We start from the raw sequence: 12,372 nt of genomic DNA, 5'->3' as shown, positions 1-12,372 counted from the left end.
AGGTGGAATCCAAAGCCATGAAGCTGGATGAGATCGACAAGCGTATCCTGCGGGCGCTGCAACGCTACGGCCGCATGGCCAACAACGATCTGGCCAATGAGGTCGGGCTTTCGCCATCGCCTTGCCTGCGGCGCGTGAAGCTGCTGGAGGAAGCCGGTGTCATCGACCGCTACGTCGCCGTGCTCGACCCGGCCAGCATCGGCAAGGGTCTGACCTTCTTCACCCGCATCTGGCTGAAGACGCAGGACGAGGACACGATCGAACATTTTGCCACCGAAGTGGCCAAGCTGCCGCAGGTGATGGAGTGCTACCTGATGCTCGGCGATTGCGACGCCATGGTGCGCGTGGTGGCGGCCGGCATCGACGACTACCGCCGCTTCCAGTCGGAGCATCTGAGCCGCATCAAGGGCGTGCAGAACGTCAAGACGGACGTTCCCAGCCAGACGATCAAACACACGTCGGAACTGCCGATCTGACACATGTCGACCCAAAAGTGCGAAGCGGTTTTGGGATAACGACATGCGTCCAAAAAGACCATGCCACCGAAACGGCGCCATTTCAGACTGGATAAGAAATGCAACCGGATTGTAGGATCGGCCTCGGTGCCAGCGTCCTTCGGAGGCAAGCAGCGCGCAGCGCTGCCCTCTGGCATGGGAGATTTGAATGAGCCTTTCCTATCGTTGGATCATCGTCGCCGCTGGCGCGCTGATGTCCTGTGTCGCCATCGGCACGATGTTTTCGCTGGCGATCTTCCTCGAGCCGATGGCGATCGACACCAACTGGTCGCGTGCCGGCATTTCGAGTGCCATGACGCTCAATTTCCTGGTGATGGGCCTTGGCGGCTTCGCCTGGGGCGCCATTTCGGACCGTTTTGGCGCCCGCATCGTCGTGACGATCGGCGCGGTGCTGCTCGGGCTGGCGCTGGTGCTGGCCAGCCGCGCCGGTTCGCTGCTCAGCTTCCAGATCACCTATGGCGTGCTGGTCGGCCTCGCCGCCAGCGCCTTCTTCGCGCCAATGATCGCGCTGACCACGGGCTGGTTCGACACCAACCGCAGCCTTGCCGTCTCGCTGGTCTCAGCCGGCATGGGCGTAGCGCCGATGACGATCTCGCCCTTCGCCCGCTGGCTGATCTCGGCCTATGACTGGCGCACGGCCATGTTCGATATCGGCATCACCGCCTGGGTGCTGCTGTTGCCGGCGGTGCTGCTGGTGCGCCAGCCGCCCAAGCCCGCAGCAGCGGACGCGGCCTCGGCGCCGGTCGCCGAAGGCGGCGGCCTGACGGTCGGCCAGGCACTGCGCTCACCGCAATTCATCGTGCTGGGGCTGACCTTTTTTGCTTGCTGCGCGGCGCATTCCGGGCCGATCTTCCACATGGTGAGCTATGCCATGCTGTGCGGCGTCGCCCCCATGGCGGCGGTCTCGATCTACAGCGTCGAGGGCCTGGCGGGCCTCGGCGGCCGGCTTTTCTACGGCGTGCTGGCCGACCGGCTGGGCGTAAAGCCGGTGCTGATCGCGGGCCTGGCGATCCAGGCGATCGTCATTGCCGCCTATCTCTCGATCAGCCGGCTCGATCAGTTCTACATGCTGGCCGTCATCTTCGGCGCCACCTATGGCGGCGTCATGCCGCTCTATGCGGTGCTGGCGCGCGAATATTTCGGCCAGCGCATCCTCGGCACCGTGTTCGGCGCCGCCACCATGCTGTCCAGCCTCGGCATGGCGCTGGGACCGCTGGCCGGCGGCATGGTGTTCGATGCCTACGCCAACTATTCTTGGCTGTTCATCGGCTCGGCCCTCATCGGCCTCGGCGCGGTCGGCATCGCGATCGCCTTCCCGCCGCTGCCGCGCCGGGAGCTACGAGCGGCTTAGCGGGCGACAGGAGTTGTGCTTGACGAAGAGAAGGTCGGTTGATCCAAAGCCGACCTACATCTTCCACGATGCGTTCGACGGCACCTTGCCGAAAGCTGCCGCCGCACTGGGTCTTTCGGTCCGCCCATTCAAGGACTGACGAGCCTCTTACTTCACCGTGATGGCCATACCGCTGAGATCGGCGTTGACTTGCAGGCCTACCTGCTTGCCTGAGAGTTCGAGTTGGGCGCCCTTGTCATTGGTCATGACGATCACCTGGGCCCCTTTGCCGAGAGCGCCGCCACCGCCCGCCGCCCCGTAGACGCCCGTCACATCTCGAGCGCGCCTGATATGGCGCACGGTCCCGCGGAAATAGGTCTTCGAAACCCCGAAGGCGAGGCCGCCCGAGACGGCGCCGACCGAGATGGGATAGGTGCGACCATGGAAGGTCAGCGTGCCCTCGCCTCCGGAGCCACCGATGAAGAATGCCGCCTTGTAGACGGCGAAGCGGATCGTGCCGCTGTCGGCATGCGCGGCGCTGGCGACGCCGACGGCCCCGGCGGCGATGGCGGCAACCGCGATTGCACGAATTCTGGACGAAATCATCATGATGGGAGCTCCTCAAGGGTGGCCGCTTGCCCAATGGCTGGGTTCGTCAGCGTGGTATCAAAGAACTGTCTCGCCCGTCATTGGTTCCAGGCATTCGGCCCGGTCGTGCGCCATACCGATGTCCAACCAATGCATGTCGCCCAAAAGTGATCTCGATTTTGGGAAGACGACATGCACAAAAACAAAGACCTAAAGCGCGTCACCTGAATCCGTCCAAACGTGACGCGCTCTAGGAAATGGACAGGATCTCAAGTTCGCGCGGCCCCAGCTGGACAAAGTCGCCAACGGTTTTGCCGGTCAGCGCAATGGCGACCGGCGAACCATGCGATATGGAAGCCTGAGACGGGCTGGCCTCATCCTCACCGACGATGCGGAAGGTCTGTGTGCGGCCATCGTCACGCTTGAAGGTAACGGTGTGCCCGAAGGCGATCACTTCATTGGACGTAGGCACCGACATCAGCTGAGCCGTACGGACACGCTCGGCATAATAGCGCATATCCCGAACCGGAACCGCCGACTGCCGTCGCCTCTCATTGACATCTTCCAGCACGTTGGCAGCCTCGAGAGCCTGCTGAGCGCGAGCCAGTTCAACCTGCAGCATCTCGAGACCCACCTCCGTGACGAGGTTGATCCGATCGGAGATGGGGCGAGCCGGCAGGACGGTTTCCGATGCCGCCTCGGCGCTTTCCTCTTTGGCAAATGCTACGCTCAATTGGTCGAGACTCTCTGCTTGCGGCCCACTGCCGTCATTCGAGAAACTGGCGGCGCAATGACCGCTTCCGGCGCAAAGCCGACGGTCGTCGCCTCGGTCAGCGCCACCCTACGAGAAGATCCGCTCGCCCTGCTCGTCGACCAGTTGGATGCCCTTCTTGATCGAGATGTCGACGGCGTCGTCGAGCCCGGCGAAGCGGTCGGCGCGGATGAATTTGTGTTCCTTCACCACGCCGTCGATCTCCTTGGAGACGATGCCGCAGGTCTGGTACTGGCCATCCGTCTTGTAGGGCGTGGCGCTGATCAGGAAACCCTTGTGCTCGACCTGCTTGGCCGGTGCCGTGCTCTTTGGCTCACCCGGCCCGGCTCCGCCGCCACCACCGCCGAAAAGGCGCTTCAGAAAAGACATCGGGCTTCCTCCAACAGCATTCATCCCGCACCATGTAGCGTGGCGCGGGATGAATTTCACTATCGGTCCTTGGCCTGGCGGGCAAGGGCTGCGCCCTGCCGTGCCGGAAGAGCTTACGTGTGCGACAGCGCTTCCAGCGCCTCGGCGGCGGCTTCGAGAATGGCGATCGCCTCGGCCTGCTTGTCAGCCGGGGCATCGACGATGTCGCCGAGAGCCGCGCGCAGCCGATGGCGCACGGCGCGGAATTCGTCGCGCGCCTCCGAGCGCTCACCACGGCCGCCGCGACGGCCGCCCTCTTCGCGCTCGTCGTTCCAGCCGAACCAGTCGCGCGCCTTGGCCATCTTGCGGCCAAAGCGCTCGAGATGTTCGAGCACGCCGTCGATCATCTCGCGGTTGTCGGCGAGATGCGCTTGGCCCGCCTCGGTGATCGAGAACACCTTCTTGTTGCCGTCGGCGGCGGAGGCGGCATAGCCGGCCTCTTCCAGGAAGGTCAGTGTCGGATAAACGACGCCCGGGCTTGGGCTGTAGATGCCGCTGGTGCGCTCTTCCAGTGCCTTGATGATGTCGTAGCCATGGCGCGGCGCCTCGGCCAGCAGCGACAGCGTGATCAGCTTGAGGTCGCCGTCGGCCAGCATGCGCCCGGCGCGGAACATGTCGCCCGGGCCGCCGCGTCCGCCGCCACGACCACCGTGGCCGAACGGGCCGAAGCCGCCGCCCCCTCTGCCACCAAATTTGCCGGCCATGTGCATGAACATACGCTCGCCGAAATGATTGTTCCCAGAATGTTTGTGCATTGATTGCTCCTTGAGTTGTATCTTACGATATATCTTAACTAGGCAAGCCAAGCGATGGAGTCAAGATATATCTTACGATGTATCTCGATATGCCGCCAGAGGCTTGCTTTCGCTCTGCGAGCCGGCCAGCCGATAGCTCGCGCGAAAAAGGTCCGGAGTTTGTCCTCCTGACCTTTGCCCCTCCGGCCATCGACGAATTGCTACCAGCGCCCCTTGCGCCGGTTCCAGGCGTAGAGCAGGTCGGCGAAACGATCATAGGCAAAGCGTGTCAGCGGCAAGGCAACCGGATTGCCGAACAAGGTCGCAAGCCAGCCCTCACCGGGCGTGGCCTTCCACACGGCGATGGCAACGTCGGCGCCGACCAGCAGCCTGCCCGCCGCGTCGGTAGCGTGCAGCCGGCGGCGGATATCCTCAAGCGACGCGCCATGCCCGGCAAGCGCTGCCGGTTCAAAATTGATGTCTCGGAACTCGATCCGTCCGGCCTTCACTGCTTCGATCAACCGCCGCTTCTGCCTGCTGATACCGGCATCGCAGACCGGGCAGCGCGTGTTGTACCAGACAGTCAGCATTTATCCGTGGCCATGCCTGTGGTGCAGGTCGGGATAATGCGGATGCCGGTGGCGCATCGGCGCATGCCGGTGCCAGTGCGAATGCGGCTCGCTCACCGGCCCGTCATGATCGTGCTGGTGGTGTTCGTCATGCACATGGCTGTGCTCGTGCTCCAGTTCCTCATGATCATGCTCGTGCTCATGGCGTTCCGACAGATGCAGCCAGAGGCCGACGCCCATCAGCAGCCCGACAACCGCCAGCTTGAGCGTTACGGCGTCACCCAGGATGGCGATTGCCAGCAACGCGCCGATAAAGGGGGCGAGCGAGTAATAGGCCCCTGTCCGTGCCGTGCCGAGATGACGCAGCGCCACGATGAACATCACCAGGCTGACCCCGATGGCAAAGAAGCCGACCGCCGCGGTGACCGCAATGACTGACATCGGGGGAAACGAAGTCCCTCCGGCAAGCGCCAGCCCGACATTGACGACGCCCGCCACCAGACCCTTGAGCATGGCGATCACGACCGGGTCGGTGGCCGAGATCCTGCGCGTGAAATTGTTGTCGATCCCCCAGGCCACACAAGCCGCCGCCACCAGCAGGGCGCCACGGTTGAAGGCGACACCCTCGCCTTGCCATGACAGAAGAACGGCGCCTGCCAGAATGGCGAAAGCGCCCAGAAGCAGGCGCCGGTCGACATTCTCGCGATAGACGAGCCAGGCGATCGCCATCGTCGCCAACCCCTCCAGATTGAGCAGCAGCGCCGAACTGGAGGCCGTGTTGAGGGTCAAGCCGAACATCAGCAGCACCGGCGCGATGATGCCGCCCGTGCCGATTGCCAGCGCCAGCCAGGGAATATCCCCAGCGGTCAGCTGCGCTTCCCCGGCTGCGGCCTGCCTGCCCCGAAGCAGGCGATACAGAGCGAGGCCGAGACCAGCACCGAGATAGAGCAGCCCGGCCAGCATGAAGGGATTGACGCCATCAAGCAGCAGCTTGGAGAGCGGCGGCGTCGCCCCGAACAAGACGGCCGAGCCAAGCGCGAGCGGCACGCCGGGCCACAGATGTGAATGGGAATGCGGTTCGGACATGGCTACATCCTAGCGCACGTCACCAAAAGTGCGCAGCGGTTTTGCGACAACGACACGCACGAAACAAAGACCTGAAGCGCGTCGACTGAATTCGTTTCAACCCGACGCGCTTTACGCGCTGCTTCGTCAGCGCTCTATCCGAGCGAGGTGATGATCTCGCGGTAGGCGAATTCGGGAAAGGCCTTCAGCGTCCGCGTCCTGATATTGCCGGCCGCCGCCAGCATCAGCGAGAAACGCGCCAGCACCGCGTCGTCGGGCGCTTCGACCACCGCCACCATGTCGTATTCGCCCATGGTCAGGTAGAACGCCTTGAACGATCCGCCCATGTCTCCCAGCTGCTTCCTGGCGGCGTCGAGCCGCTTCGGTGACTCGCGCACGTTTCTGGCGCCCTGCTCCGTCCAGTTCATCAGCACGATGTAGCTTGTCATGGCACACCTCCCTCCGGGGCCACGGAGCACGGCGGCTTCGCCGGGGCGGGCATCCGGGTTGTCGCCCAGAAAATGCATCCGACGCGAAAGTATCCTCCCGCAGCGAACGTCCCGCAAGGACTATCGCACTGGCGCCCTATTGCCGAGTAAAGGCGAGCCTCGCACCCAAGCGCCACGAAGGCGGCGGCATAGCGACGATGGTAACCAGTCGGCGCCGACCTGGGAAAGCCGGTGTAAAAACCCGCCCGATTGCGGCAATCTCCCGGCCAATGTCCGAGACCGATCCAGCCGCAGGAGAGCTTCATGCGCGAGACCATCGAGCTGCCGCCGGGAAAGATCGAAAGTCCTGCCGCATGGACCGGCGAGGACATGGCGAAGCATCCGCAAAATTGGCTGGTCGAACTGGACCCACGGGACGTCGCGGAGCTGGAACTGGCGGCAACCGGCTTTCTCGCCCGCTCGCAGGACATCGGCAATTTGACCAAGGCCGATTTCCCCTTGCCCCGGCTTGCCGGCCATCTTGCCGCCCTTCGCGAAAAACTGATCGCAGGCATTGGGTTCGAGGTGCTTCGCGGTCTCCCGGTCGAAAGATACTCCGCGCAAATGGCGGCAACGATCTTCTGCGGGGTCGGCGCGCATCTGGGAAGCGCACGGTCGCAGAATGCCCAGGGCCATATCCTCGGCCATGTCCGCGACACAGGCGCCAACGCCAGGGACGCCACGACACGCATCTACCAGACGTCGGAGCGCCAGACGTTTCACACCGATTCCGCCGATGTCGTCGGTCTGCTCTGCCTAAGGGATGCCATGCAAGGTGGCGAGTCCCTGCTGGTCAGCACGGTGACGATCTACAACGAGATGCGCAAAAGACGGCCCGATCTGGTCCGCCTGCTGTTTGATCCGATCGCCACCGACCGGCGCGGCGAAATACCGGAAGGGGAAAAGCCCTACTTCGAAATCCCGGTCCTCAATTGGCATAGGGGATTGCTGACCGGAATCTATCAGCGCCAGTATATCGACAGCGCGCAGCGCTTCCCCGATGCCATGCGGCTCAGCCCCGCCCATGTCGAGGCGCTGGATCTCTTCGACAGCCTTGCCAATGACCCGAAACTGAACCTGTCGATGCGGCTTCGACCGGGCGACATGCAGTTTGTCTACAATCATTCGCTGCTGCACGACCGCATGGGCTTTCGCGATTGGCCAGACCCCGACAAGCGGTCATATGCTGCGCCTGTGGCTGTCGGTGCCGGGCGACCGCCCGCTGCCTGCGTGCTTCAAACAGCGTTACGGCTCGATCGAGATCGGCGACAGGGGCGGCATCATCGTCAAGGGCGCGAAGCTGAACGTGCCGTTGTGAAAAAGGCCCGGAACGGCGGACGCTCCGGACCTTCGAATGAATTGAACTGGCCGGCGACCGCCGCCCGAACTCAGCTGTCGAGGAAGCTCCGCAGCTTGCGGCTCCGGCTCGGGTGCTTGAGCTTGCGCAGCGCCTTGGCTTCGATCTGGCGGATACGCTCGCGGGTGACCGAGAACTGCTGGCCGACCTCTTCCAGCGTATGGTCGGTGTTCATGCCGATGCCGAAGCGCATTCTGAGCACGCGCTCCTCGCGCGGCGTCAGCGAGGCCAGCACGCGCGTGGTGGTTTCGCGCAGATTGGCCTGGATCGCCGCGTCGATCGGCAGGATCGCCATCTTGTCCTCGATGAAATCGCCGAGGTGCGAATCCTCCTCGTCCCCGACCGGCGTTTCGAGCGAGATCGGCTCCTTGGCGATCTTCAGCACCTTGCGCACTTTTTCGAGCGGCATGGCGAGCTTTTCGGCCAGCTCTTCCGGCGTCGGCTCGCGGCCAATCTCGTGCAGCATCTGGCGCGAAGTGCGCACGATCTTGTTGATCGTCTCGATCATGTGCACCGGAATGCGGATGGTGCGCGCCTGGTCGGCGATCGAACGCGTGATCGCCTGCCGGATCCACCACGTCGCGTAGGTCGAGAACTTGTAGCCGCGGCGGTATTCGAATTTGTCGACCGCCTTCATCAGGCCGATATTGCCTTCCTGGATCAGGTCGAGGAACTGCAGGCCGCGATTGGTGTATTTCTTGGCGATGGAGATGACGAGGCGCAGATTGGCCTCGACCATTTCCTTCTTGGCGATCGCCGCTTCGCGCTCGCCCTTCTGCACCTGGTTGACGATCTTGCGGAATTCCAGGATCGAGATCGCCGTTTCGGTGGCGAGGTTCTGGATCTCGGCGCGCAGGTCCTTGATCGCGTCCTTCTCGTTCTTGGTGAATTCCTTCCAGCCGCGCGAGGTCAGATTGCCGATCGCGCGCGTCCAGTTGGGGTCGAGCTCAGAGCCCTGATATTCCTTCAGGAACTCCTCGCGGCGCACGCCGTAGCTTTCGGCGAGCCTGAGCAGCTTGCCTTCGTTCTGCACCAGGCGCTTGTTGATGTCGTAGAGCTGCTCGACCAGCGCCTCGATGCGCGCCGTGTTGAGCGACAGCGACTTCACCGCCTTGATCAACTGGTCCTTCAGCTCCTTCAGCCGGCGATCCTGGCTGGGCGACAGCGTGCCGGCCGCGGCCAGACGGTTCTCGACCTGCTGGTCCTGCAGCTTGCGCAGCTTCTTGTAGGTGTCGGCGATGACGTCGAGCGTCTCCATCACCTGCGGGCGCAGTTCCGCTTCCATCGCCGCCAGCGACAGGCTCGCTTCGTCCTCGTCTTCCTCGTCGTCATCGACCAGGCCGCGCGTATCGGCGCCGACATTGGTGATGTCTTCTTCCTCGTCGCGCGAACGGCGCGGCTTGTCCTCGACCTTGGCTTCCTCGATGCGCTCGACCACAGGCGCCTGCTTGGCCTCGGGGCCGGCATAGGTGGCTTCGAGATCGATGATCTCGCGCAGCAGGATCTTCGATTCGTTGAGCTCGTCGCGCCAGATGATGATGGCCTGGAAGGTCAGCGGGCTTTCGCACAGGCCAGCGATCATCGTCTCGCGGCCGGCCTCGATGCGCTTGGCGATGGCGATTTCGCCCTCGCGCGACAAAAGCTCGACCGAGCCCATCTCGCGCAGATACATGCGCACCGGATCGTCGGTGCGGTCGGTCGGTTCTTTCTTGGTGGTGGTGGCGGCGACCGCGGTGCCGGTCTGCTCAGCCAGCTCGTTGGCGTCTTCCTCGGCATCGGCCGCGGTGTCGGCGGCCTCGGGCTCTTCGCCCTGCTCGTCGTCCTCGACCACGTTGATGCCCATGTCGGACAGCATCGCCATCGTGTCCTCGATCTGCTCCGAGGTCACTTCCTCGGAGGGCAGCACCGAATTCAGCTCGTCCATGGTGACATAGCCGCGCTTCTTGGCGGCCTTGATCATCTTCTTGACAGCATCATCGGAAAGGTCGAGCAGAGGGCCATCGGTGGCGCCTTCGCGTTCGGTTTCGACCTCTTCCTTTTCCTTTGTCGCCATAGTCTTTATCTTCTCCTCGCGGCCGAACTTCGAAGCCGCGTAAGCTGTCGGACCAGTCAAATCGGATGCGCTCTTATGAAACGCGCTTCACCGGGCCAGTAACTGCATCAACTCGTCGTTAGGTGTATGTCGTTGCCCCAAAATCGGTTTCCCCTTTTGGGCGACATGCATTAAGTCCAGATTAACCCTGATATCTGTGGCAGGCACGCTGCCTGTCCAGTGACCAGTACCTCACATCGCTTATTTCCCGTCGACGCGGGTTCGGGTTAACGTTTCGAATCGTCCTGATTCCGCCAATCTGCCAGAAGGTCAAGCGCCTCTCGCATGATTCGCATGAAAAAAGCGAATCAATTACCCGACTTAGCCCGCCACGCGCCATTTCGACGTGCAACAACGCTTCTCACTTTCACTCTCTTGCCCGAGCCCGTCCCGCCCCGACGGGTCGGAATAAGCCCTGGCTCTCTCTTGGTGGAAGCATGATCCTTTCCCACATTTGGGAATTTGGGATCACGCTCTAAGCTCGCCCAGCCCTGCCCGAGGACACGCCGAATCCTTCGATCAGCGCTTCCGTCGCCTGTACATCCTGGAATTGCGCCTGAATTTCGATCAGGTGCCGGTAGTTTTCGTCTGTGGGATCGGTGGCGAGCGCCGCTTCCGCCTGTTTCAGTTCCTTATGTAAGGTGCGCGCGCTGCGCTGCAAGTGCAGTGCCTGGCTGAAAGCATCGCGGGCATCGTCAAGGGCAGCGGTCTCCAGCGCCGGCCATTGCCGCATGCGCCGGATCAGGCCGACGGCCCGCTCCCAGATCTCGGCGCAGCCAGCGCGTTCGACCGTCGCGATAACGGCCTGTCGGTCATTGGCCATGTCATGCGCCATCGCGTCGAGGATCGCCGCATGCAGCCGCCTCAGATCGGAGTTGGCCAGATCGAGAAACTCGATATGAGCGAAATTCTCGTCGATCAGTGCCGGATGGTTGACCAGTGCGACGATGATCGTCGCCTCGCGCACCGACATCCCCTCGCTGCCGCGCTTGACCAAAGCCGACTGGCCGAGGCTTTCGGTGATCGCGATGCGGCCGCCACCGCTCTTGGCGAACTGTCCGCCGGGTGCGGCTGCCTTGCCCTGGCCGCGCTCGCCTGGCCGGCCGCCATCTTGACGCCCTTGGCGCGCGCTGCGCTGCGAGCCGAAGAAGCTCAACACGCGCTCGCGCATCTCCTGTTGATAATGGTAGCGCAGGCTCTCGTCGCGGATGCGGCTGGTCAGTTCGCGCAGCGTCTTCTCGAGTTCGGCCCGCCGCTCCGGCGTGTCGAACACGCCGCCCGCCGTCTCACGCATCCACAACAGGTCGACCAGCGGCCGTGCATCGGCCAATACGCCACGGAACGCATCTGGTCCTTCGGCCTTGACGAGATCGTCGGGATCCTTGCCTTCCGGCAGCAGCGCGAAGCGCGCCGAGCGCCCGGCCTGCACCGACGGCAGCGCCATGTCGGCGGCCCGCCACGCCGCCTTCAGCCCCGCCTTGTCGCCGTCGAAGCACAACATCGGCTCCGGCGCCATGCGCCAGAGCAATTCGAGCTGGTTTTCGGTGAGCGCGGTGCCGAGCGGCGCCACCACATTCTCGAAGCCGGCCTGCGCCAGCGCGATGACGTCCATATAGCCTTCGACGGCGATGACCGTGCCGCCCTTTGCCAGGGCCTTGCGAGCGCGAGCGAAATTGTAGAGCGCACGTTGCCCTTGTGGAAGAGCTCGGTGTCGGGCGAATTCATGTATTTGGCCAGCGCATCCGGCTGCAGCGCGCGGCCGCCAAAGGCGATGATCTTGCCTCTGGAATCCGGGATCGGGAACATGATGCGGTCGCGGAACCAGTCATAGGAAACAGGGATGTCGTCGCCGTGGCGCACCAGTCCGCAAGCCTCGATATCGGCTTTCGGGACGCCCCTGGCGGCGAGATGCTCCTTCAGCGCATTGCGGCTGTCGGGTGCGAAGCCGAGCCGGAACGATTGCTGCGTCGCCGGTGTCAGCCCGCGATCGCGCAGATAGGCGCGCGCTTTGGCGCCCTCCGGTCCCTGCAGTCGTTCCTGGAAGAAGCTGGTCGCCATCTCCATGACGTCGGTCAGGCTGGCGCGTTCCTTTTCGCGCCGCTCCTCCTGGGCATCGCGAACCGGCATCGGCACGCCGGCCATGTCGGCGATCTTTTCGACCGCCTCGGGAAAGCTCATCCCGTCGAGTTCGGTGAGGAACTTGAAATGATCGCCCGAGACCGAGCAACCGAAACAGTGGTAGCGGCCCTTCTTGTCCTCGCAGTGGAAGGACGGGCTCTTCTCGCCATGGAACGGGCAGCACGCCCAATAGTCGCCGCGCGGCGCGTTGGTCTTCTTCCGGTCCCACGCAACGCGCAGGCCGACAACCGATGAAATCGGCACGCGGTCGCGGATCTCGTCGAGGAAGGCGGGTGGAAAGCGCATCGGGAAACTCGTTTCCCCACCATATAATCA

At 63.4% G+C, this 12,372-nt stretch carries 11 protein-coding genes and 2 pseudogenes; 4 read left to right on the top strand and 9 right to left on the bottom strand.

Annotation, left to right across the window (positions count from 1 at the left end; genetic code table 11):
* Positions 1 to 17 precede the first annotated feature (17 nt).
* Both ACZ89F_RS03680 and ACZ89F_RS03675 read left to right on the top strand, forming a co-directional pair.
* Entirely contained in the window at positions 18 to 476 is a 459-nt protein-coding gene (locus tag ACZ89F_RS03680) for an Lrp/AsnC family transcriptional regulator (protein ID WP_476090445.1), read from the top strand.
* 187 nt (positions 477 to 663) lie between these two features.
* Positions 664 to 1,866, top strand: a complete 1,203-nt coding sequence (locus tag ACZ89F_RS03675; RefSeq protein WP_476090444.1) for an MFS transporter — start codon at positions 664 to 666, stop codon at positions 1,864 to 1,866.
* 147 nt (positions 1,867 to 2,013) lie between these two features.
* On the opposite strand, the gene ACZ89F_RS03670 is transcribed toward ACZ89F_RS03675, so the two are convergent.
* The 7 genes from ACZ89F_RS03670 to ACZ89F_RS03640 all read right to left on the bottom strand — a co-directional run bounded on the left by ACZ89F_RS03670 (position 2,014) and on the right by ACZ89F_RS03640 (position 6,430).
* Complete coding sequence (locus ACZ89F_RS03670) at positions 2,014 to 2,454, bottom strand: hypothetical protein (protein ID WP_476090443.1); 441 nt, start codon at positions 2,452 to 2,454, stop codon at positions 2,014 to 2,016.
* A gap of 229 nt (positions 2,455 to 2,683) precedes the next feature.
* Entirely contained in the window at positions 2,684 to 3,166 is a 483-nt protein-coding gene (gene greA / locus ACZ89F_RS03665) for a transcription elongation factor GreA (protein ID WP_476090442.1), read from the bottom strand.
* 108 nt (positions 3,167 to 3,274) lie between these two features.
* Positions 3,275 to 3,574, bottom strand: coding sequence for an HlyU family transcriptional regulator (locus ACZ89F_RS03660; RefSeq protein ID WP_476090441.1), 300 nt, complete (start codon positions 3,572 to 3,574; stop codon positions 3,275 to 3,277).
* A gap of 113 nt (positions 3,575 to 3,687) precedes the next feature.
* The gene (locus ACZ89F_RS03655) at positions 3,688 to 4,368 is read right to left on the bottom strand and encodes a PadR family transcriptional regulator (RefSeq protein WP_476090440.1); all 681 of its coding nucleotides are present in this window, start codon (positions 4,366 to 4,368) and stop codon (positions 3,688 to 3,690) included.
* Positions 4,369 to 4,568: 200 nt separating this feature from the next.
* Positions 4,569 to 4,937 (bottom strand): thiol-disulfide oxidoreductase DCC family protein, encoded by a 369-nt coding sequence (locus ACZ89F_RS03650; protein ID WP_476090439.1) that lies wholly within the window; start codon positions 4,935 to 4,937, stop codon positions 4,569 to 4,571.
* Positions 4,938 to 6,002, bottom strand: coding sequence for a DMT family transporter (locus ACZ89F_RS03645; RefSeq protein ID WP_476090438.1), 1,065 nt, complete (start codon positions 6,000 to 6,002; stop codon positions 4,938 to 4,940).
* A 134-nt stretch (positions 6,003 to 6,136) separates the two neighbouring features.
* Complete coding sequence (locus tag ACZ89F_RS03640) at positions 6,137 to 6,430, bottom strand: GYD domain-containing protein (protein ID WP_476090437.1); 294 nt, start codon at positions 6,428 to 6,430, stop codon at positions 6,137 to 6,139.
* Positions 6,431 to 6,733: 303 nt separating this feature from the next.
* On the opposite strand from ACZ89F_RS03640, the pseudogene ACZ89F_RS03635 reads away from it, so the two are divergent.
* Positions 6,734 to 7,573 (top strand): annotated as a pseudogene (locus tag ACZ89F_RS03635) (TauD/TfdA family dioxygenase); the annotation flags it as partial.
* A 79-nt stretch (positions 7,574 to 7,652) separates the two neighbouring features.
* The gene (locus ACZ89F_RS03630; RefSeq protein WP_476097471.1) at positions 7,653 to 7,787 is read left to right on the top strand and encodes a hypothetical protein; all 135 of its coding nucleotides are present in this window, start codon (positions 7,653 to 7,655) and stop codon (positions 7,785 to 7,787) included.
* A 70-nt stretch (positions 7,788 to 7,857) separates the two neighbouring features.
* On the opposite strand, the gene rpoD is transcribed toward ACZ89F_RS03630, so the two are convergent.
* Together rpoD and dnaG are read right to left on the bottom strand one after the other, a co-directional pair.
* Positions 7,858 to 9,879, bottom strand: coding sequence for an RNA polymerase sigma factor RpoD (gene rpoD / locus ACZ89F_RS03625; RefSeq protein ID WP_109661301.1), 2,022 nt, complete (start codon positions 9,877 to 9,879; stop codon positions 7,858 to 7,860).
* 514 nt (positions 9,880 to 10,393) lie between these two features.
* Positions 10,394 to 12,342, bottom strand: a pseudogene (gene dnaG, locus ACZ89F_RS03620) (DNA primase).
* Between the last annotated feature and the right edge of the window lie 30 nt (positions 12,343 to 12,372).

The sequence above is a fragment of the Mesorhizobium sp. USDA 3734 genome, from assembly GCF_056279665.1.
The sequence above is the reverse complement of the archived record's forward strand: the minus strand, read 5'-3'. Positions and strand labels throughout refer to the sequence as shown.